Raw genomic sequence first — 22,931 nt, forward strand, 5'->3', positions numbered from 1 at the left:
AAATTCTCCGAGAATTTGGTAAAAACTATGTAATTAATTTTGTTTAGCTACTTATTATCACAGGAGACAAAGATTTATTAGAACTGCATCCTTTTCGAGATATCTTGATTGTTACACCGAGTCAGTTTTTAGATAGTGTATCTTCAAATGAAACGCCCAAACCATGAAATAGAAGATTTTGTGTACTCCTATTTACAAAAACCGCGATACTTTGTTGCACATTAGCTTTTTTAATAGCATAGAGAAACACTTCTCGGCATTCACGACGACTCAGTACCAAAGGGTCATTACGTAGCAATTACTGCTACATCATGAAGTACGGAATGTGGGTTCAAACAACCTCTTACATTAAATTCTGATTTTTAGTTTTCACACGTTGATAAAGTTCCTCCATCGTCTCAAGAAAAGAATTATCTTTACGCCAAAAAGCTGGAAAATCACCTTCCTTCTTCACCAAAATCGCTGATACGCCGCTATCATTGGAGACTTCAATAGTAGAAGGTAATCGCTTTGTTCCTAACCAGAACTCTCTTAAATTTGGTTTTTCACTCACAGATTGTTTTTCTAACTTTGGATAAAAAGATGCGCTAGGTTCAATAGTTAACTCTTGAGAATCGAATACTGTAGATAGTGCTTTACCCAAAGAAGAATCCGCTAACTTTGCTTGTAGTTCTACTTTCGAGAGTCCCCGCAACTCAAATAATAAAAATGGGTTGTTATCCAGTTGAGAAGCTACTAAATAATATACTCCAGCTATATGCTTGCAAGGATTAGCATAATCTGGACAAGAACATTTAGTTTTGAAGTCTTTACTACTATGGGGTAATAAATGTAACCCCATTTGGGAGAAATTTTCTTCAATATTTTCTGGGACTTCATTCAGCAACAACCGAGAAACAATACTAGCTTTAGAAGAAAGGCTTTTTATAGCTTCATTCCAGCGAGTTTTGGCAATCGGGGTAATTTCAATGACTATATTATATGTAGGTTCTTTGTAAACACCAAAGTAGGGATTAACTGAACCTCTAACTTGAGCCGTGATAATATTTTTATCAATTGCAAAACTTTTAACTTTACCACCACGAGCATAAGAACGTCCCCTTTGCAGGCGGCTATCATCAGTAAAATCTTCTAGTGCTTTGATAAAGCGATCGCCCCACCAAGTTCTGCTAAACTTATTCATATATTTACTCCAAAATTGTGCTTTTATTCAGGGCAATTAGTTGTTTAAAGGCTTCGTTATCTAATTCTGTCAGCCAAGATTCATCACTTCCCACTACTGCGGAAGAAAGTTTTTTCTTATCTTCAATCATTTGGTCAATTTTTTCTTCTAAAGTTCCAATCGCCACAAATTTATGGACGAAGACATTCTTTTTCTGACCAATCCGAAAAGCGCGGTCTGTGGCTTGGTCTTCTACGGCTGGATTCCACCAACGGTCAAAATGGAAGACATGATTGGCTTTCGTTAAAGTGATACCAACACCGCCTGCTTTTAAGGAGAGAACAAATACAGATGGTTCTGTATCGGGATTTTGGAAATCATGAATCATTTGTTCCCGACGTTGGCGACTTGTACCACCGTGTAGGTAGTAAGTGTTGCAATGTAGATTATGTTTGAGATATTTTTCTATTTGTTCACAGACTTCTGTAAATTGACTAAATATCAGCAGACTTTCACCCTCAGAGACAGCTTCATCTACCATTTCTACTAAGCGGGAAAGTTTGTGCGATCGCTCCGGTAAAAATTCGCTATTATCTTGAAGGAACTGTCTGGGATGATTGCAAATCTGTTTCAATTTCATCAGTGTGGAGAGAATTAAGCCTTTGCGTTTTATCCCCTCGATTTCTTGTAATTTCTCTTCCACATCTTTGACTACCACTTCATACAATGAAGCCTGTTCTTTCGTCAGGTTGGTATAGAGCTTTTGTTCAACTTTATCTGGCAAGTCATTAATAATAGATTGGTCTGTTTTAACGCGCCGTAAAATTAAAGGTTCAACCAGTTTCTTTAAGGTAGTTGATTTAACTTTGTCGTTGTCCTTCTGAATGGGAATCTCGAAAGATTTACGAAACTGTGCTTCTTTACCCAAGTAACCAGGATTAAGAAAATTAAAAATAGACCACAAATCAAGTAAACGGTTCTCAACAGGTGTACCGGTTAAAGCTAGGCGGTGTTTTGCTGAGAGTTTGAGAATTGCTTTAGTTTGCGCCGCTTTAGGATTTTTAATATTTTGCGCTTCATCTAAAACTAGACGTTGCCATTCAATACTACCCAGGAGTTTTTCATCCTTGCGCGCTAGGGTAAAGGAGCTAATGATCACATCATACTGTTTACAGGCGGCTTTAAAATCGGCAGAGTCTTGCAGGCGATCGCTACCATGATGCACCATAGTTTTTAAATGGGGTGCGAACTTGGCAATTTCTCTTTGCCAGTTACCGACAACGGAAGTCGGCGCGATTAATAATGTCGGTAGTTGGGAATTTTGGCTATCTTTCTCCTGGACTAATCTAGCAATTACCTGCACAGACTTACCAAGTCCCATATCGTCTGCCAAACAGCCATTTAATCCCAATTTTTCTAAATATTGCAGCCAAGCTACACCCCGCTTTTGATATTCTCTCAGGTTGCCTTGCAGATTTAAGTCTTCAGAAATCGGTTCTAACTGACTTTTATCTTGCAACTTCGCCATGATTTCTGATAAACCTGCGTCATACTCAATTTCCCATTCGTCCCCTGCTTCCGCGCTGCGTTGCATGAACTCCAGCAAGCTCATTTCCGGCTGTTCATCACCGTGGGATTGCCAAAACTCTAGTAATTGCTGCATTTTATCCCGGTCTAATTCCATCCATTGACCGCGAAAATGCACTAGCGGTGCTTTAGCATTAATTAACTGTTCCCACTCTTGGGGTGTGACAGGCTGTTCACCAATTGCTAACTCATACTGATACTGCACCAGTGAGTCTAAACCAAAATAGCTTTTGCTTTCACCTTTAGTTGCAGCTTGCTTGCGACTTGACGCTTTGAGGCGAACTTTTGCACGGCGACGACCAGCCGGTGTATACCAAGCCGGGACAATCACCTTAAATCCTGAGTCTTCCAACACCCAAGCACTATCTTTCAGGAAGTCAAACGCCTCTTCTAAAGTCAGATGCATCCCTGTGGGAGAGTCCGTTTCCAAACCTTGCCAAAGTTTGGGATACATCCGTGCTGCATAGCCTAAACTCAACAGCAAATTAGTATCAAAATCCTTACCAAATTCTTTGTTTACACCAGTTTTGGTTTTTTGGTTCATCGTCCAGTAATCAGCCAAAGCCAACTTTAAAGAAGGGTCTTTTTTACTGGATACCAAAAATTGCATCTGCCAATTGTCTATTTGTTCCGCCGTGGGAGAGTGTAACTGGAAACACAGATGAAACGGTGAATCAGCTTGAGTACGGATAATTCTATTTTTCCATGCCAACCATTGCTGATATTCTTGGAGAACAGTATAAGTTCTCAGTGGATTGTGCTTTTGGGGATAAAGACAATAATAAATTAGAGAATCGGCAATTTGTTTGTCAAAAGCAGCTGTAGAGGGTGTATTGGTCACTAAATTGTTGAGGAGACATTCAGAAAAGTGACGTAATAGAGTTTCCCGATCAAAAAATTCTATCTTATCGCTCTGTATAGTATTTCCTGCCATACAAATCAGGGGCATATATTCAATATACTTTTGAATATTAGCTTCGTATTGCTCAGAGATAATTTCCCACCCAGCATATATCTCAAATTCCTGTGGTTGTGGGGACTTACTTTTTTTCTTAGTTGTTTTAGCTGCCGCTATAGGTCTATATTTTAGAGACGGAATATATTGGTCTTTGAGAATTATTTGTCTAAATTCTTGAGTGTAATGATACCAAAATAATAAATCTGATCCTAGTTGAAATTCATTAGCATTGTACAGAGCTAAAAAATGAATATCATTAAGTAATTTAATAACATTAATTACTGTTGCTGATTTAAGTGAGCCAACAGTTTCATAGCAGGTTACTTGCCAATATTGAAACTCTTCATATTCTTCAGGAACTTCGATTTCTAGATACTTGATTAATTCTGGTGAAGGTAAAGGTTGATTATTAGCTGTGGGTAGGGCAAAATATTGGGTAGATATGCGTTGTTTTAATTGTAATTCGCGCTCTTTAAAACCTAAAATTCCCGTTAAAAAAGAGATTAATTCCTCTGAAGATAGATGTCCAGGGTGAGCTTGTGGATGAGTATGCTTTTTTTTACTTATAGGAGTTTCTACCCATAGGTAAAACGAACCCGACTGAATAAAATCCGATGCTGTATTTGGTATCCACGAGCCATGCAGGACTTTCATCTAAACCTCCCTTGGAGTCCTACCCGTTACTGAAGGGTTAGGTGATGTTATTAAGAATATTGGTGTTTGTGGACTTTTTAGAAAGTGTCACACTTTCCCATTACTTTACCAAAAACTAGAAACTTTTTTACATCTAGTTTAGTCATTCTCTTGTATCAACTTGGTAGGTAGTGTTGAGGAGCAAGTATGAATAGAGCAATTATTGCCAAATCAATCATCACATTAATAGGATGTTTAGCTTTATTCGCTCCTAGTCCCGCAGCAGCGCAAATCATCCCTCAACCTTGGGTTTCAGTCGGCGGTAAAGATGGGGATACAACCTATGCTGTCGGCGCGAGAGCTGTGAATTTAGGTGTAGAGTTAGGTGTTGGCCCTGATGGTGCTACAGGGGTAGATGTGCTGAGATTTTTGAGTTTACCAGTATTTTCCCCTTATGTGGGAGTGGGATATTATTCTGAAGATAAAGGCGTGGCTTTGTCTGGTGGTATGCAGGTAAATGCAGGCGATCGCTTCTTCATCGGTGCTGGTTATAATTCTGTACGGGGAGTCAATGGACAGTTGGGAATCCGATTTTAATAAATATCGCTAAGTACAAAATAGTCAATCTACCTGGGAAGGACTCCGCTTTCCTCCACGTTTAAAAAAATTACCAACTAATGTAAAACTGTACTTAGTATCTTGTAGTATCAGTCTGTAAAAATTAGCATTTAATCCCCAAAAGAGAAGGATAACAAGCAAATACGCTATCCTTCTCTTTTTTCTTTTATGAATCAAATTTTTAGGGAAATAAACTTTTATGGCAAAAGGATTCCCTCAAGTAGTAGGATAGTAGTAACTGTAGGGTGCGTCAGTGCGGTAGAACCTAACTACACTCAGAAATTATTCATACTGACGCACCCTACCCAACCATCAATGGCGGATAATTTATTTTTTGGTCTTCCCCTAGCATTTAATCACCAAAAGAGAAGGATAACAAGCAAATACGCTATCCTTCTCTTTTTTCTTTTATGAATCAAATTTTTAGGGAAATAAACTTTTATGGCAAAAGGATTCCCTCAAGTAGTAGGATAGGCCATATATAGAGATATCTTTAGATAGATGTCACCACGAAACAAAAAGCAAATGAAAGTATCAGTTTTGTCTATTGGCTAACTAATACTGGGGTTATCAGTAAAGCATTAAAGTTATTAATTTAACAGGAATCTCCTTATGGAGCAAGGATTAAGGCTACTCATTCAATTAGTGATAGAGTTTGCACCTGTGGTTGTCACTCTTATACAAAAGAGAACGGAAAAAAGTCTAGATACAACTAAATACCCACTTCCTCAAGCAATTCAAGCATTTATTGAAATTGCTAATGTAGCCAAACCGAAAAAAAGTGTAGAGATAGGATTTGAGAAAGAAAAACTTTTGCAAAAGCAACTAGCAGTTTATTATCGTGAAACACAATTAGAAGTAACCAAACAAGAAAGGGAGACGGCTCTAAATCTACCAGAAATTAATAAAATTCTTGATAACTGGCCTTTAAGATTATATCCTTCTCAGATATTAGCATCTCACAAAGATTATGGTCGTACACCATTAAAAATTTTCCTAGCACCACCGCAAGTAAAATTTGATGGATTTGACCACAATAATGATGAGAATGCTGGTACAGAAACAATGCTAGCGGAGGGAATCAGGGAGTTCATCAACAACAACTACTCCCTACATAATCCCATTAGACCAACAGAATTTTTAGCAGGAGCTTGGGATAGTAAACGTTTCCACAGTGAATCTAGCATTAAGGCTTTATTCGGCACATTAAAAACAGAGCCAGTTTTAATTTTAGAAACCGAAAATGATGGCGATTATTTAAATTTCCGTATTGCTTATTGGGGTTTAGGACAAACAAATTATTACTATAAAACTATTTCTCGTATCCCTTACAGAGAAATTATTCAGCAATCTGCTAAAAATCGGGCTTTAGAGTGGAGAAAAATCCGCAATAATTTATTAGAATTGGGAGAAGATATTGCAGAAATCAACAAATTTGGTAAAGATAATGTAGTTAATTTAGCGATTTTAGAGAAAGCTGAAAAATGGCAAGCACATGGAATTGATACCAGTAAACTAGATTTAAAATACCAAGTTAATCATCAAGATTTTGAGCAACTTTCTCAAGTATTAATTACCTGTCATAGTTTAGTAGCTGCATGGGTAGCAGATATCTATCATTTAGTGCATCATGATGTCCCCCCCCTCCTGCCAGAGTTACTCTCAAACTTACTCAAAGACACTTTTGATCTACAATCAGTGCAAGCGATCGCTACAAGCTATCAGCAAATTTACCAAGCTTTATCAAAAGAGCGGCTTTATTGGATACCAGAACTAGCTTTACAGTTAGCTCAGAGTTTAGCTCATTTACCCGATCGCACCTGGTCACAAACACAGGTAAACTACTCCATAAATACTTGGTTAGATTTACATCAAGTCTCACTCCAAGAGTTGGCTAGCCCCCTAGAGGCAATGCAATCAGCCATCAAAATCGAAGATGAGGAGTATGTACAAAAGTTACAGGAATATTTCCTCACCGTCAACGATAGACAGAGTGTTCTAGATGTTGAAAAATTATTAACAGCGATCGCACATCTCAAACACAAACGCACCTTAGCAACTCCCGATCTAGGTTACACCCTCACAGGACATTCTGGTAAAGTCACATCTGTCGCCATTAGTCCAGAGGGTGAAGTTTTAGTTAGTGGTTGTACAGACCAAAATCTCAATATCTGGGACATCAATAATGGTCATTTTGTCAAGACTTTAGCCGGGAATCTAGGCGAAGTTTCATCAGTTGCTGTCAGTCCCAACGGTGATTTTGTCGCTGTGGGTAGCTGCGAACACCCTAGAAGTAACGTCAAAGTCTGGGATTTAAAAACAGGCAAACTACTGCATACACTCCTAGGACATCAAAAACCCGTGAATGTTGTAGTGATTAGCCCCGATGGACAGATTTTAGCAAGCGGTAGCAATAAAATCAAAATCTGGAATTTAGAAAAAGGCGATCGCATTTGCACCCTTTGGCACACATCAGCCGTTCATGCGATCGCCATCAGTCCCGATGGTACAATCCTCGCCAGTGGGAGTTCCGACACCAAAATCAGACTGTGGAATCCCCAGACAGGCGACCCTTTACGTACACTTATCGGTCATGCTGGTGATGTGAAAGCGATCGTCATGAGTCCTGATGGACAGTTACTTTTTAGTGGTAGTGCAGATACAACCATCAAAATTTGGCACTTAATCACAGGTAAAGTGCTTTACACCTTAACAGAACACACCGACGAAATCACATCCTTAGCCGTAAGTCCTGATGGACAGTTACTTTTTAGTAGCAGTGCAGATACAACCATCAAAATTTGGCGTATTTCTAGCTGTGAAGCCATAGAAACCCTGACTGGACATTCCAAAAAAGTCAACTCCATTGCGCTGAGTCCTGATGGTAAAATCCTCGCCAGTGGGAGTTCCGATCAAACCATCAAAATTTGGCAGATAGATAAAATACATTAACATCTGAGCTAGATTATTGATAAAGTATTGAGTACGGAAACTGGAGGTCAAAGAGCTATGCTTAAATACTCCTCAATCATTAGATCATCACCAGAGATTATGGGCGGAACACCTGTTTTTGCTGGTACTAGAGTTCCCGTGGAGACACTTTTAGACTATCTCAAAGCAGGAGAATCTATTGACGATTTTTTAGATGGATTTCCAACTGTGACTAGAGAGCAAGTTATCGCATTTTTAGAAGAAACTGGGAAACAAATTCTTGGTATGGTAGCATGAAGTTGCTAGTGGATGAGTGTATTGACCGCAAATTTACCAGAGAATTTGTTGGCTATGAAGTGAAAACAGTTTTCCAGATGGGATGGGCAGGAGTTAAGAATGGTCAACTTCTTACTTTTGCACAAGCAGAGTTTGACATTTTCATCACGGTTGATCGCAACTTATCTTTTCAACAGAATCTATTACAGTTCGATATTGCGGTAATAGTCCTGCAAGCAAAATCGAATCGTTTAGCCGATCTCAAGCCTTTAGTCCCAAACATTTTAGCTGTTTTACCAAAGGTAGTTCAAGGACAGGCAATAATAGTTAATGAAAACAACATAGTTTGAAAACTAGCGACTACCGTTGCTTTCTACAGGTGGTGAGCTATGCTTGTCGTTTGGATGATCGTTCATCATGGGGTAAATAATTGCTATAAAAGCTGCGATCGCTCCTATACCTAAACCGAGTATTAAAATAAGTAATCTATTTTCTTGTGTAGCCAAATAAATTTTATTTGCTAAAGCTTTTGTATTATCTTTACTATTTAATAACAATACACCCTCAGACGCATTCTGTGGAGATTCATTTAAAATATGATTTTCCAAGATACTACTTTCTTGTTGATGTTGAAATGTCTTGGCTATAATTCCTTTTTGACTTACTTGATGTATTTGATTCAGTATTTCGTAACTTTCCTTAATTTCTTGTTTATCTCGCTTCTCAAATTCTCTAGCTTCTTGCCATAAAGGGTGACGTTTCAATAACCAACGTCCCACTAGTTCTATTTTTACTTTATTACCCTGTGCGTTTAAAAACCCTCTAGATACTAATTCTGTGATGACTAATTTTAATTCATTTTTAGATAAAAGATTGTAACTTTTCAGTAGCATCAATGGGTCTTGGCTCAGGCGTTGATCGTGTTTTTCATTAACTATCCTTTGGGCTTCAGCCACCGCCGCAAATACGACCTTCTCTGGTATAGATAAAGCTTCCCAATACCACGCTAAACCAGCTTCAGCTAGTTCAACAGATGCTTCTACAATAGCTTCTACATCTTCTTGATTTACTTCCCATTTTTCTAATTCTCGCGCTCTACTAAAAATTGCAAAGCAGATAATTTGAGTAAAATAGGGATGTCCTGAAGATAAGTTAATAATCGCCTGTATAGACTCTGGTGTGTACTTTAGTAAGTTAGAAGCAGGTTCAATAATCAACTGCTGCACACTGGTTTCATCTAATAAACCAACTTCTGCAATTGGTACAGATTTAAATATTTTTAATAAATTTGTTATATCTGTAGACTTTCTACCAGCAAAGATAACTGCAAAAAGCCTTTTATTATTTTCAACAACGCTTTTTAATTGCCCAAATAATGATTCGAGTGTTGCACCTATATATGTAGGTTCTAAAGCATCAAATTCATCTAATAACAAGACTAATTTAGTATCTTTTAATCTTGCATAAATTTGGGGTAAAAATTTATTGCAGAAAATATCCTTCTGGACTTTTATTTTTTCTGCCTTTGGTATTTCAATTTCTTGAGTATTTATATCTAACTGTTCAATAATAGCTGCTGCTAATTTCTCTAACAGAGACTCTAGTGTTTCTTGGCTATGATACTCTAAATCAAAGCTAACAAACTTAAATTTGTCTAATTTTACGAATTTAGGGATATTTTGCAACAGAGATGACTTACCAATTCGTCTTTCTCCATGCAGCACTATTACTTTTTCGCCTCGCCTCAGATTTTCCTCAACAAAAGATAATTGCTTCTGTCTCCCACAAAACAGTTCTGGTTCGTTGATGGGACGACCGATTATATAAGGGTTTCTCTGAGACTTTAAAGATATCATAGATAATTAGTTGCGATAGGTTTACTAAGCAGTGGTTTATTATGCAGCAGTTACCCATGCGCTGTCTTAGCACAACAAAGAAAAAGCACATCTTTACTCTATTGTTTGCTACAACTTTTATTATTGATCATTTATGGTTAACCAGCTGATAATGCTCATGTTAAGTTTTCCCAGTTTTCATTACTGTATAACATCAAACGTTTCTTTTTTAACCTGCAATGGAATAGCTTCTCGCTGAATTTCTCTACTACTTTTGTTAAATTTAAGGGTTTCTCCAGATGTTTCTCTAGGTGTAACATTGATGTGTTTTAAGTTTTCTAACACTGTTGATTTAGAGATAGTAGTAGATATTTTTAAAGAATTAATAAAAGCCTGGGTAGCGTCAAAGCTAGTTGCTGTACGCCAACTCACACCGCCTTTCCATTGTGTCTCAGCTATATTTGCAAAGTTTTTTGATGACTCTGTATTCCGAAACCAAGGCACAGCTAAAACTAATCCTTCTACAAAACGGGCTTCTGGGATATAAAGAGAATCACCTCCTAATAGTTGCACTCCTTGAAGATTCTGATCTTGTTGAATCATCTTTGCAAACTCCATAGCATTCTGACGATTATTGGTATCGGGGAAAAATACTATCGCTTGTAATGGCGATTCATCCGAAGTTATACTTGCTAAGTCTTCCATCATTTTATCTGGGGTAGCTAACTTAATCTCAGCAGGAGAATCTACATCAACCTGTTTTTTGGTAAACTGGCGGATAAATTCTTCACTAAATGCTGATTTAATACTTCTACTGTATCCATCACCAGGATTCCAGACGATTAATACTTTTCTTAAATTCTTTGTGAAAGCATATTCAGCAAGCTTCTCACCAGTTGCTTTATCTGAAGGTACTGTTCTGAAAAAGACAGAGCTTCTTAACTCCGTACTAGTGCTAGTAGGTGAGATAATCGGTAAATTAGCTTTTTCGTATATCGGTAATGTTATAGCTGTGACTCCACTAGACAAATGTCCAATAACGCCTAACAGGGATTCATCTGTAACAAGTTTCTCTGCAACTTTTGCTGCCTGCTCGTTTTGTCCTGCATCATCAGCAATCACAATCTCTAAGAATCGACCTTTTAATCCTCGTTGATTAAAGTTATCTTGCGCTTGTGCAATACCCCGTAACATTTCTTGAGACAGGTCAGTTTTACCTGTGGCCGGTACTACTGCGGCTACAGTTAAAGGATTACCTTTTTGACGAGCCAGAGCGTTGTTTTGATAAATTAACACTTCCGGGTCTTTAGGTTGAGTATTATTGAAAGCAGCTTTAAACTCTTCCTCAGCTTTGAGGTAATTACCTTCTTTAAAACTTTTAATTCCTCGGTCACGAGCCGGGTTTAGTATCTGACGAAATAAAGTGCGATCGCCACGGCTAATGCTATCTTCTATATTATTACTGGTAGTAGTCTGAGGTTGATTTGAAACAAAAATCGTCCACCCTACGAATATACTTCCAGCCCCACCAATTATTAATAAGATTGTCAAGAAAATAGGTGATAGGATAATTCTTCTTAAGTTAACACTAAAATTATTATTTTTGTCTTGAAATACTTTAATTTCTGCTAGCTTTTGTTTAGCTAAACTATGGTCAGGATGAATCTCTAAAATTTTTTCGTACTGCTGCTTGGCAACTGTAAAATTATTTTGGGTTATTAACCAATGTCCATATTGTTCTAAACCTTGAATAATTTCTTGTTCATAGCTAAATTTATCTACTTTGTAAGCTCGCTCATAAAGTTTTAAAGCTTGAGTAAATTCTTTTACTTCCAAGTATTTTTCTGCTAACTCCACTACATTACTAAAATGATTGGGATTTAGCTGCAAAACTTCTTCATATAAAATTAAAGCATTCGTTTGTTTACCCTTTTCTTCCCAGCGACTACGAGCCACACCCAACAGTGATTCAACGTTGCCTCCTGCTATTTCTTCTAAATTCCTCACCTCATCCCGTAATTGATGACTTTTTCTGAGCCAAAGTCTAACTATTTCTACTTTTACTTTAATCGGGTTATTATCTAAAAACCCCTTATTAATTAGTGTTTTGATCGCTTCTTCTAAATCATCTGTGATCACTAACCCATAGTCTTCTAGTAGTTTTAATGGATTGTTTGTGATATTCGTATTTTGAGACTCTTGAGCCTCAGCAACAGTTGCAATCACCACCCTTTCGTGAATATTCAAACCTTCCCAAAAACCACCTAATCCCCCTTCAGCATTTTCAATTGCTTGGGGTAAAGCCTCAACTACATCATCAGTTAAAACATCAGGAATTTTACTAATATCATTTTCATTCCTGGCTATATTAAAAACTTCATTACATAAAACTTGTGTATAAAAAGGATGTCCTGATGAATATTTCCAAATTTCTTCTATAGTTTTTTCTTGATATTGCAAAATACCTTTAGTTGGTTTAGTTATTAAATCTTTACAACTATACTTATCCAATAAACCAATTTCTTGAGAGGCTGCATTTTTAAATACTTGCAGTAAACTAGGCATAGAATTGAGATATCTACCAACTACTGCAACTACAAATAATTCGTCTTCTCGTTTGACTAGATTTTCTAAAAGTTGTAATAATTGGACTGCTTGTTCTGTGTCATCATATGTAACAACATCAAATTCATCTAACAGTAATACTAATTTTTTTTTACCTACCAAATTATAAATTTCTAGGGCTAATAAACGCCGGATATTTCTCAGAATGTTTTCCGAATCTGTATTTAATAAAATATCTAATTGATTACTACCTAGCCCAATTTTATGGAAAATCTCACAGAATATTGCATAGAAAATTTCATTTAAATTAGAATGTCCGTGAGCTTGCAAATCACAATATACAAATAAAAATTCATCTGGAGATACTACCAGAGGAATTATTTTTAATACCGATGATTTACCTATACGCCTTTGTCCATGCAATAGAATAAATTTTGTATTTTGAACTAAACTATCTTCTATATTTTTTAAAAGAGATTCTCTGCCAAAGAAACTATCTGAAGTTTCCACAGGAATCCCAACTATGTAAGGATTATTAGCCATGATATTTTGTTTGTTGGAATTATTTAAATTGCCAGAAATTGGATTATTTTTTGAACTATATTGCCAATAAATTGTAGAGATGCAATGACATCATTTTTATTTTTACCTATCCAAACGATCGCATTCTTCATATTTTCAGATTGCTGGTGACTCATGAGGTTCAAAAACTCCTTCTGTCTTTGTTTTAATGAATCTTCATTAGAATTCCAAATTTCTTGAATTACCCATTTCTCCATTAATGAGGAAGTAAAATTAGAAGTGTTGTTGCCATTAGCGACTACACGTTTAATTACACCTTGTTCCTCTAAGGAAGTTAAAATTCTATCGTTTTGAGTCAAAATTAAGTCAACATCTTTTAAGTCATATCGTCTTCTTGGATGTAGACGACCTCTTAATTTTGATAGTGCCATCAGCATCAATAAATTTTGTTCTTTGTTATTACATCTTTGCCAAAGGCTATCAAAAAATGGTTGAGTATTCCGTTCAAATTCCTTGATAAATTCTTCTATTTGCGGCTCATTATTATGCTTCAACTCTTGATATAACCAAAATCCGGCATTTTGTAGAAGCGTCGGATGTCCCCCAGCAATTTCTCCTACTGCTTGCCGTAATTCTGGTGTAATAGGTTTATTAAATGGCTTGAGTAGTTGTTCAATTTCTGTATTATCAAATGGTTTGATTTGTCGGAATAAATAATGGTTATACCACGGTGATTGATTGGGATTGAGACGGGGACTGAGGTCATTCAGGCGTTTTTTAGAAGTGACAATAATAGAGAAATTGCGCTTTCCTTCCGAATGAACTGCCAAGTTCCGACATTCACCCAAAAACTTTTGCATATTTTCATCAGAGTATTCCTGATTTTGCTCAAGAGCTATATCATAGTCATCTATGAGCAATACTAATAACTTCTGATTTTTTGCCAGTTCTCGTAATATTTGACGTAAGCTATCTTTTGATGCTCGACCTTCTGCTAACAAGGTGTTAACTTGCTCCTGTAGTTCTGGCTCAGTTTGCAGATGATCTTTAATTAAGCTAAGTATTTTTGTCCAGAAACCAGAGGGAGTAAAATAAGGCTCTATTGCTTCACAACTAAAGCGAACTATGACTGCTGAAGATGGATCTTGTCCATTCTGTCTCCAAGTGTCGGGAGAAGCTATTTTTGTTAGTAAAGAGGTTTTCCCTGTTCCCAGTCCACCCCATATTGCTAAGTGACTGCAATTATTAATTTGATCGAAGGCTGTTTGGATGAGTGACGTTCTACCGATGAATTTTTCCGGTGGAACAGGAGTTCCGACGACGAAAGGATTTTGTGAGTGGGGATACATTCTGGTTTTTTGGGCTGTATGGTTTTATATAGGTACTTAAATTAAAATACTACATGATTACAAGTACGCTTTTACAAGTATTAGAGCAGAAATCCTATAACAAACGTAAGCGCACCCTTTGCGGCGCGAGTGTAAGTCTAATCGGAGAGTCCCCCAGCATTCTCAAGACGTTGTTGGGTTTTGCTTTCGCTCAACCTACTTTGCCTACTTTTCCCTCCGTTGTGTATTGCTACGGTGTACACACAAGTGCTACCAGCGTACATTTCAGAACCTTGACAAAATTCTCAACTGTCATGTTGAATGTAGCGACAGCGAAATGAAACATCTAGAGACTACGGTGCAAGTCCGAGATTCTTTCCTACGGAACGCTTCGCGTTAAGCGGAGCTATGCCGCAGGCTTTACCTTTCTCTCCACTCCACTCAGAATGACATTGAAGGGCTATAAAGCAAGTGGTGACTGAGATTTTAAGACTTGTGTGTACACGGTAGGTTGTGTATTGAGGACATAAAAAACCGGGAAACTTTTAGGTATCCCGGTTGATTTATATGAATATCAAAAATTTTTGCAGGAGCAAAATATTACCCCTATTTATCTTTGACTAAAATTAAACTTTAGCAGCAGCCTTGGTGATCATATTTAGTTCACCTTTAGCATACTTAGCAGCAAACTCTTCCAGAGTAACTTGCTTAATCTTGCTAGCATTACCAGCAGTGCCGAATTGTACATAGCGTTCAGCACAAACCTTCTGCATATATGTGATAGAAGGCTTGAGGAAGTGACGGGGGTCAAATTCCTTGGGATTTGCTGCTAAAGCTTCGCGCACAGCCGCAGTGATAGCCAAACGGTTGTCGGTGTCGATGTTAACTTTACGAACACCACTCTTAATACCTTTTTGAATTTCTTCTACAGGTACACCGTAGGTTTCAGGAATCGCACCGCCGTGTTCGTTAATCAAGGCGATTAAATCTTCAGGAACGGAAGAAGAACCGTGCATTACCAAGTGGGTGTTAGGTAGACGACGGTGAATTTCTTCAATGCGGCTGATAGCCAAAATTTCGCCGGTGGGTTTGCGGGTAAACTTGTAAGCACCGTGGCTTGTACCGATAGCTACAGCCAAAGCATCTACTTGGGTTGCTTCTACGAAGCTAACAGCTTCATCGGGGTCAGTTAAAAGTTGGGAGTGGTCGAGTGTACCTTCAAAACCGTGTCCATCTTCAGCTTCACCCGCACCGGTTTCCAGAGAACCCAAGCAACCGAGTTCGCCTTCTACACTTACGCCCAAGGAATGAGCTACATTGACAACTTCGCTGGTAACTTTAACGTTGTACTCGAAGCTGGCAGGGGTTTTAGCATCAGCTTCCAAAGAACCATCCATCATCACGCTAGTGAAGTTGTTCTTGATGGCTGAGTAGCAGGTAGAAGGAGCATTACCATGATCTTGGTGCATGACAATGGGAATCTGAGGATAGGTTTCTACCGCAGCCAAAATCAGGTGGCGGAGGAAGTTTTCCCCTGCATAGTTACGTGCGCCGCGAGAAGCTTGTAAAATTACGGGGCTATCTGTCTCAGCCGCCGCTTTCATGATTGCCTGAATCTGTTCTAAGTTATTAACGTTAAAAGCTGGGATGCCATAACCGTTCTCAGCTGCGTGTTCCAACAGTAGCCGCATTGGTACCAGCGCCATAGATAGTCCTCCTAATATTGATTTTCAGCTAGTCTTTATAAGACAAGCGTAACTATTACGCTAATCTTAAGACTTTTTTCAACTTATAGGAAATTATAACTAGTGTCGGGTGTTTATGTTGAAAAAGTTTACGCCGTTAACAATCAAGATGCCCTATACTTGACCGCAAATACTGTAAATGATGTAACGCCACGGTTATACGGTTTGGTAGTCTAGTATGCTAGATATTCATCTCAAACTGCGAGTTTCTTGACAAATGTAGCGTGTTCGATGGATTGTAGACCGGTTTGTAAAACAGCCAATACAGACTGAACATTCCCGGCTAATAAATCTGCGATCGCTAACCACAAACCAGGAAAAACTCGACTTCGCAGAATTTTATCATCATCAGGGACTAATTCCAAATATTCACCCTGTTCTAAATAAAACCAACTCAGTTTTTGCTCTAGAACTTGCCAGACGATATATTCTTTAACTCCATTACGGCGGTAAGCCTGTTTTTTGCCATGAAGGTCAATGGCAACACTGCTGGCGGCAATTTCGATAATTAACTCTGGTGCGCCTTCAATATAGTCATCAACACTTAGTCTTGTTTGACCGCCTGCTTCTGGCGTGATGATAAGTACAGCATCTGGTTGGGGTTCATTATCCAAATCTAGGCGCACAGTTGGTTCAACTCCCAAGGCTACACCAGGAGTAGCCGCTTCATAAGTACCAAGCCATGTAAGAATCCAACCATGCGGTTGACCGTGACTTCTAAAACGCAAAGCAGCAGGCATAATGTAGACAATTCCTTCGATTAATTCGGCTTTTCTCAGGTTGGACATGGCGTTGTAGCGACGCTCAAATTCATATTGGCTGAGTTTGTCGCCATTTTCTAGAAGGGGAATTGTCCGATGCTGTGGAGGTGTTTTTACCATGACGATCGCATCTTGGTTGAGCCTATGCCTATCTTATATTTTTTCTGTGGTTGCTTGAAAAAACTACCAAGTTGGGTCAGTAAATAGATGGATGGTTAATTCTTCATCTTTTGGTGGTACAGATGTAATGCAAGCACGAATAGTATCTCCATCATCAAGGTCTACTGTGCAAGCATGACAAGTCCCCATCAGACAACCAGTGGGAATGAAAACCCCAGCTCTATCTGCTACATCTAATAGGGGTTCTCCTACTTCAGCATCAATGGTGATATCATCTGGCAAAAAGCGGACACGAACATTCATGAAATCTAGCCTAACTACGACAAAAAGGGCGTTAAATCTAAGTGGGTTTCAACTTCAGTCGCCAGATGGTCTAGCATCTGCTCCCGTTGTTCTCGGTAGTTGGCAACACCTGTAGGCAAAGATTTCAATCCTCGTTGTTGGCGGAGGCGATTGAGCCAAGCGCGTCGCCAAGGGCCATTATCAAACAGTCCGTGGAGATATGTACCCCAAACTGATTGACAGCTATCTACCAATCCTAAGTTAGCATCATCAAATAAAGCTTGATAGGCCTGAGTATCTCCTTGAGGTTCTATACGCGATCGCCCCTGATGAATTTCAAACCCAGTTACAGGTAATCCCGCTTGGGGGAAATTTGAGCTAACTTGACGCTGACGGGCAATTTTCTGGCCGGTAATCACGGTTTTAATGGGTAAGAGATTTAAGCCTTGATATCTGCCGGCTTGTCCTTCCACACCTTCCGGATCGGCGATGATTTGTCCTAGCATTTGGTAGCCGCCACAAATACCCAAAACTGTCCCACCAGAAGCAGCATAGTTTTGAATTGCTTCAGCCATACCAGTTTTTTGCAGCAGGATTAAATCTGCAATTGTGGTTTTTGTCCCTGGAAGAATTACTGCATCTGGATGTCCCAAATCATGCTTTGGACTCACATATCTTACTGATACCGTTGATTCTGATTCCAGGGGGTCAAAGTCGGTAAAGTTAGCAATTCTGGGTAGGCGAATCACACTGATATTTACATCAGTCTGGGCTTTTGATGGTTTGCGGTCGAGTAAATCTAGGGAATCTTCAGCGGGGAATAATTCTTGCAGGTAAGGTATTACACCAATTACAGGAATTTTTGTCCGTTCTTCTAACCATTTAATCCCCGGATCTAAGAGCGATCGCTGTCCCCGAAACTTGTTAATTACTATACCTTTGATTAATTGACGTTCGTCTGGATCGAGTAATTCTAGTGTGCCAACAACGTGGGCAAAAGCTCCTCCACGGTCAATATCAACTACTAGTATAGTGGGGGCATTTAAATGTTTTGCTATCCGCATATTGGTCAAGTCGCGGTGCTTGAGATTAATTTCGGCTGGACTTCCCGCACCTTCGCAGACGACGACATCAAATTCTGTGCCTAAATGCTGTAAAGATTCTTCAATTGCCCGCCAACCCATTTCAAAATATTGCTCGTAATAGTCAGCCGCATTAACTTTACCTACGTACCTACCTCTGATAATTACCTGAGATGTCATATCTCCTTGAGGTTTGAGCAAAATTGGATTCATTTCTACCCAAGGTATCACACCTGCTGCCCAAGCTTGTACTGCCTGGGCGTAGCCAATTTCTCCTCCATTGGCTGTAACGTAGGCATTTAAAGCCATATTTTGCCCTTTAAAGGGGGCTACTCGCCAGCCACGCCGTGACAAAATCCGACAAATAGCTGTAGTTATTAGTGATTTCCCTGCGTGGGAAGTTGTCCCCACTACCATAATAGATTTCATAGACACTGTTACTTATTCAAAATAAGGGATGAGACTAATTCGTAATTCGTAATTTGTGTGAGTTTTAGCATAAAGGCTGGAAATCTCCAATGCCCATCGTAGACTCAGAGCAGATATTCCGCTTCAAATTGAGGAAAATAAGCAACCCAGCTTAACAATTTCACCAGTTCTCAGCGATGAAAATGGTAAAGAATTAATAAATGGGTTGATGTTTCTCCGTATTTATTGTTCCCTGAAAATACTTAATCCTAACTTTTGGCTGGTTTCAGCTATAAAGGGAGTCTCAACCAACGAATCACGGAATTATATAGGCGATCGCGCCATGAGGGAGCAGGTAAGTTTTGACCTTGGTATTTTTCGCTCAGTTGATGACCTAAAGGAGTCAGGCGAAAACCATCTGTAATCCCCTGTCCATCGACTTCGCGTCGCAATATGCCTACTTCGATTAACCAACCCAAATCGTTATCACAGGACAATTCTGATAGAGGTTTTTGGGTGTAGCCATGTTTGACACCATTTTCTGATGCGATCGCACCCAAGGCAACACTCTGACGACGCATAGTCTCAAATAATTTGATTTTGAAGGGAGAACAAAGCAGTGATTTTTCAGCCCTTTTGACGCTGCTAGGCGGATAAGTCAGGATTTTGGAGTTTTGAGATTTAACCACAGGCATAGTTTTATCTTTGGAAATGAGTCATTGGGAATGGGGCATGGGAAATGAAATTGTTCTCCTCTGCTCCTCTGTCCTTAGCCTTAGTTTTTACACTAATGTCATGAAATTATTGTAAATTATTGTAAAATCTCAAAGTCATCAACAATCTAAAACAGGAAAGGTTCATTATGCCTCTAACGGTTGGTACAAATGCACCTGCATTTACCGTCAAAGATACTAACGGCAACACCGTTTCATTATCTGATTTTGCTGGAAAGACTGTTGTTTTATATTTTTATCCCAAAGATGACACCCCAGGCTGCACTAAGCAGGCTTGTAGCTTCCGGGATGCTCAACCAGATTATCAAGGCAAAGATGTAGTTGTTCTGGGAGTTAGTGCTGATGATGAAGCTTCTCATCAGGCATTTACCCAAAAATATAATCTGAATTTCCCCTTATTGGCTGACACCAACCAATCTCTCATCAAAGCTTACGATGTTGATGGTGGTGGCTATGCCAAACGTGTTACTTACGTCATTAGCCCCGAAGGTAAAATCACTCACGTTGATGCTAGCGTCAACACAACTACCCATGCTGGTGATGTTTTAGCTGCTTTAGGGCTGTAGGTGAGTGCTGAGTGCTGAGTGCTGAGTGCTGAGTGCTAAGTAGTGAGTAGCTAGCTAGTAGGTTGGGTAAAGGGTAACGCAGCCCGATATGGATTTTGGAAACCCAAAATGGATCTCGGTGTTGGGTTTCGTTCCTCAACCCAACCTTGTATCTTAAGAGAAGTAGGATATTTTTCAAGAGTGCTGAGTAGTCGCTTGACTCATAACTCAGCACTCTGATTCACTTAAGTTGAATTGCTGGCTCGTTAACACTTGGACTAGTAATAATTGGTAAAGGGAGTATTTGCCCTCGCTGCTGATTGTTGGTATTTGCTCGGTTTTGTTTTTCTCTAAATGCCTTGGCGGCTTCATCTATTTGTTGGTTTTGCTGGTTAGCATCCCAAGAACCAGTTCCTAAAGTTGCTCGGTGAATCAGGTCAAACATATTGAAATTGCCATTGCTAAAGTCAATATTATTTTGTTGATCTGCATTATTGCCACCTGCGTCTACTGTACCAAGTTGAGCAAGGCTAGGCTGCGCTGTGAGTAAGGAAGCGAAACCAACGCTGGCTATAGTTGCCATTAAAAGTTTAGTGATTGCTGAAAGTGATTTTTTCATAAGTTCCTCTAACACTATCCTTAGTTGTGAGTGCTGTTAGCGGTAGCGGGGCGTTTAGCCCGTGCTGAGTAAAAATTACTAGCCTCTAGCCTCTAGCTTCTAGCTTCTCATCCCTAAACTCTTTTTCATTTAGCAATGTATGAATATAAAGTTGATAGGGACTGCTTTTATATTACGCAAGAGTTCGGCGAAGTTGGGGTTGAATGCTTAGTAAAGCAACTAAAGCAAACCCAAATAAGATTAGCAATGCACCACCAAAGGTAACATCACCCCAAGGTGCTTGCATGACTAGACTACTCAGTCCCCAAGTGCTGTGAGTATAAAGATAGCGAATGGGTTCAATGGCGTAGCTGAGAGGGTTGAGGGTCGCAATAACCTGCAACCACTTGGGCATGAAGGATAAAGGAGCGAGAGCTGTACTTGCAAACAGTAATGGTAGGTTAGTAACAAAAATTACTGCAATTAATTCAATGTGTCCGGGTAGGGCAAAAGCTAAACCCAGGGAAATAGCAGTAACTCCCAATGCTAGCAGGAAGACGATAAGAGCGATTGCACTCAATCCCATCGCATCAGGTAGCCCAGCACCCAGAAACGCCGCCGCACCAATAATTACAGCCGCTTGTAGTAAGCTCTGGCTAATAATGAAAATGGCTGATGCAAACACAATCGAAAACCGCGAAGCCAGGGGAGCAACTAACAAGCGGTTCAAAAAACCAAATTCACGATCAAACATGACAGGTAAACCAGCATTTAATGCTCCCGCAAAAGCTGTGAATACTATTATACCTGCTGCCAAGAATTGACCGTAATTTGTCGTACTGCCGAATAAACCTTTAGGCGCGTTTTGGAACAACGCACCAAATAATACTAACCACATGACAGGCTGAACAATACTCGCCAATAAGCTTGAGGGACGGCGTTGTAATTGAATAAACAAGCGACGAGTTAAAGCTAATGTCTCTTGGACTAATTCACCAAAAAAATTAGGGGTTGTTTCGGTGTTGGCTTGCGGTAATGTCGCTGGTTGCCAATTGATATCAGGTTTAGGGGTTACACTCATAGGAATTTAGGGAATGGGGCATTGGGCATGAAAAAGTTAAAAGTTAAAGGTCAAAAAATTCTTTCATTTTGGATGTTGAATTTTGAATTGATTTAACGCATATTCTGCTTTTTCTCAGCTTTAGGATCGCGGTTGGCGACTCCTGCTAGTTCGGCATCCATGAGGGTGCGTCCAGTGGCGGCGAGGTAGACATCATCTAGGCTAGGACGGGATTGGGCAATGCCAAAGATTGGTAAACCTGCATTGTTTAATGTTTGTTGGACATTAATCAGAGCATCATTTTGCGGTGTTACTACCAAGTTGAGCGAGTTACCTTGAGCGTTGTTGATGATGACTTCTTTCACAAAAGATAATTCTTGTAAGATTTCTTTGGCTTGTACTGCTTCTTCTGTAGGGGAAAATTCGCGGATGCGTAAGGTGATGCGATCGCCTCCTACTCTATCTTTTAATTCCGAAGGTGTACCAACAGCAATCACTACGCCCCTGTCAATAATAGCGACGCGATCGGCTAATGCGTCAACCTCTTCTAAATAATGGCTGGTAATTACTACTGTTGTTCCTGATTCCCGCAACTTCCGCAGGAATTCCCATACCACGAAACGGCTTTCTATGTCAAGTCCTACTGTTGGCTCATCTAACACTAAAACATCTGGTGCATGAAGTAAGCCAGCCGCTAAGTCTAGTCGTTTGCGTAACCCACCTGAGTAAGTCCCGGTTTTTTTATCGGCGTATTCTTGTAAACCGAGTAAATCTAAAACTGTCTGAATACGCTGTTTGGCTACTGCGCCTGGGAGGTGATAAAGCGCGGCTTGCAATTGTAGCAATTCGCGTCCTGTTAACACTTTATCTAAAGCGACTTCTTGCGCTACATAACCTAGCCTTTGTCTAGCTACTCTGGGGTTATCCAACACAGAAATCCCAGATATTTCGATTTTGCCTGCATCTGGTGTAGTGAGGGTACACAATGCACGCAGAGTAGTTGTTTTACCTGCACCGTTGGGGCCGAGTAACCCAAAGATTTCTCCTGGTTCTACCTGGAAGGAAACATCCTTAACGGCTTCAACAGTACCGTAACGCTTTTGTAGATTTTGAATTAAAACGGCGGCAGCCATGACAGCTAAACCCTAACTATACAATTCGCAACAATATATATATATATT

At 39.4% G+C, this 22,931-nt stretch carries 18 protein-coding genes; 5 read left to right on the forward strand and 13 right to left on the reverse strand.

Annotated features, from left to right (window positions below; translation table 11 throughout):
- Window positions 1-343: 343 nt before the first annotated feature.
- Window positions 344-1,183 carry an SWIM zinc finger family protein gene (locus ACM0OR_RS19935; RefSeq protein WP_414578249.1) on the reverse strand — a complete coding sequence of 280 codons (840 nt, stop codon included), beginning with the start codon at window positions 1,181-1,183 and terminating at the stop codon, window positions 344-346.
- Between the two features lie 4 nt (window positions 1,184-1,187).
- Complete coding sequence (locus ACM0OR_RS19940; protein ID WP_414578251.1) at window positions 1,188-4,361, reverse strand: DEAD/DEAH box helicase; 3,174 nt, start codon at window positions 4,359-4,361, stop codon at window positions 1,188-1,190.
- Between the two features lie 186 nt (window positions 4,362-4,547).
- Here ACM0OR_RS19940 and ACM0OR_RS19945 point away from each other — a divergent pair, with 186 nt between their 5' ends.
- From ACM0OR_RS19945 to ACM0OR_RS19960, 4 genes are all read left to right on the forward strand, one after another.
- On the forward strand, window positions 4,548-4,937 hold the full coding sequence (locus ACM0OR_RS19945) for a hypothetical protein (protein ID WP_414578253.1): 390 nt from the start codon (window positions 4,548-4,550) through the stop codon (window positions 4,935-4,937).
- A 633-nt stretch (window positions 4,938-5,570) separates the two neighbouring features.
- Window positions 5,571-7,910, forward strand: coding sequence for a WD40 repeat domain-containing protein (locus ACM0OR_RS19950; RefSeq protein ID WP_414578255.1), 2,340 nt, complete (start codon window positions 5,571-5,573; stop codon window positions 7,908-7,910).
- 57 nt (window positions 7,911-7,967) lie between these two features.
- Window positions 7,968-8,186 carry a DUF433 domain-containing protein gene (locus ACM0OR_RS19955; protein WP_414578256.1) on the forward strand — a complete coding sequence of 73 codons (219 nt, stop codon included), beginning with the start codon at window positions 7,968-7,970 and terminating at the stop codon, window positions 8,184-8,186.
- Window positions 8,183-8,515, forward strand: a complete 333-nt coding sequence (locus ACM0OR_RS19960; protein WP_414578258.1) for a DUF5615 family PIN-like protein — start codon at window positions 8,183-8,185, stop codon at window positions 8,513-8,515. Before ACM0OR_RS19955 ends, ACM0OR_RS19960 begins: the two co-directional genes overlap by 4 nt.
- A 3-nt stretch (window positions 8,516-8,518) precedes the next feature.
- On the opposite strand, the gene ACM0OR_RS19965 is transcribed toward ACM0OR_RS19960, so the two are convergent.
- The 8 genes from ACM0OR_RS19965 to ACM0OR_RS20000 all read right to left on the reverse strand — a co-directional run bounded on the left by ACM0OR_RS19965 (window position 8,519) and on the right by ACM0OR_RS20000 (window position 19,508).
- A complete protein-coding gene (locus ACM0OR_RS19965; RefSeq protein WP_414578260.1) occupies window positions 8,519-10,021 on the reverse strand; it encodes an AAA-like domain-containing protein in 1,503 nt (500 codons plus the stop codon).
- Window positions 10,022-10,201: 180 nt separating this feature from the next.
- Window positions 10,202-13,108, reverse strand: a complete 2,907-nt coding sequence (locus tag ACM0OR_RS19970) for an ABC transporter substrate-binding protein (RefSeq protein ID WP_414578262.1) — start codon at window positions 13,106-13,108, stop codon at window positions 10,202-10,204.
- A 23-nt stretch (window positions 13,109-13,131) separates the two neighbouring features.
- Entirely contained in the window at window positions 13,132-14,436 is a 1,305-nt protein-coding gene (locus ACM0OR_RS19975) for an AAA-like domain-containing protein (RefSeq protein WP_414578264.1), read from the reverse strand.
- Window positions 14,437-15,041: 605 nt separating this feature from the next.
- The gene (fba, locus tag ACM0OR_RS19980) at window positions 15,042-16,121 is read right to left on the reverse strand and encodes a class II fructose-bisphosphate aldolase (RefSeq protein WP_190696029.1); all 1,080 of its coding nucleotides are present in this window, start codon (window positions 16,119-16,121) and stop codon (window positions 15,042-15,044) included.
- A 233-nt stretch (window positions 16,122-16,354) separates the two neighbouring features.
- Complete coding sequence (locus tag ACM0OR_RS19985) at window positions 16,355-17,041, reverse strand: Uma2 family endonuclease (RefSeq protein ID WP_414578267.1); 687 nt, start codon at window positions 17,039-17,041, stop codon at window positions 16,355-16,357.
- A 63-nt stretch (window positions 17,042-17,104) separates the two neighbouring features.
- Complete coding sequence (locus ACM0OR_RS19990; protein WP_190696023.1) at window positions 17,105-17,344, reverse strand: 2Fe-2S iron-sulfur cluster binding domain-containing protein; 240 nt, start codon at window positions 17,342-17,344, stop codon at window positions 17,105-17,107.
- A gap of 14 nt (window positions 17,345-17,358) precedes the next feature.
- Entirely contained in the window at window positions 17,359-18,834 is a 1,476-nt protein-coding gene (gene cobQ / locus ACM0OR_RS19995) for a cobyric acid synthase CobQ (RefSeq protein WP_414578269.1), read from the reverse strand.
- A 269-nt stretch (window positions 18,835-19,103) separates the two neighbouring features.
- The gene (locus ACM0OR_RS20000) at window positions 19,104-19,508 is read right to left on the reverse strand and encodes an Npun_F0494 family protein (RefSeq protein WP_414578271.1); all 405 of its coding nucleotides are present in this window, start codon (window positions 19,506-19,508) and stop codon (window positions 19,104-19,106) included.
- Between the two features lie 167 nt (window positions 19,509-19,675).
- Between ACM0OR_RS20000 and ACM0OR_RS20005 the strand changes: the two genes are divergently transcribed.
- Window positions 19,676-20,113 (forward strand): peroxiredoxin, encoded by a 438-nt coding sequence (locus tag ACM0OR_RS20005; protein ID WP_323266253.1) that lies wholly within the window; start codon window positions 19,676-19,678, stop codon window positions 20,111-20,113.
- A gap of 220 nt (window positions 20,114-20,333) precedes the next feature.
- On the opposite strand, the gene ACM0OR_RS20010 is transcribed toward ACM0OR_RS20005, so the two are convergent.
- The 3 genes from ACM0OR_RS20010 to ACM0OR_RS20020 form a co-directional block, all read right to left on the reverse strand.
- On the reverse strand, window positions 20,334-20,711 hold the full coding sequence (locus ACM0OR_RS20010) for a hypothetical protein (RefSeq protein ID WP_414578274.1): 378 nt from the start codon (window positions 20,709-20,711) through the stop codon (window positions 20,334-20,336).
- A 172-nt stretch (window positions 20,712-20,883) separates the two neighbouring features.
- Window positions 20,884-21,771 (reverse strand): ABC transporter permease, encoded by an 888-nt coding sequence (locus ACM0OR_RS20015; RefSeq protein ID WP_414578276.1) that lies wholly within the window; start codon window positions 21,769-21,771, stop codon window positions 20,884-20,886.
- A gap of 92 nt (window positions 21,772-21,863) precedes the next feature.
- Window positions 21,864-22,883 (reverse strand): ATP-binding cassette domain-containing protein, encoded by a 1,020-nt coding sequence (locus tag ACM0OR_RS20020; protein ID WP_414578278.1) that lies wholly within the window; start codon window positions 22,881-22,883, stop codon window positions 21,864-21,866.
- Between the last annotated feature and the right edge of the window lie 48 nt (window positions 22,884-22,931).

It is taken from the genome of Anabaena sp. CCY 9402-a, from assembly GCF_963920945.1.
In the GTDB taxonomy this organism is placed as follows: Bacteria; Cyanobacteriota; Cyanobacteriia; order Cyanobacteriales; family Nostocaceae; genus Trichormus; species Trichormus minutissimus.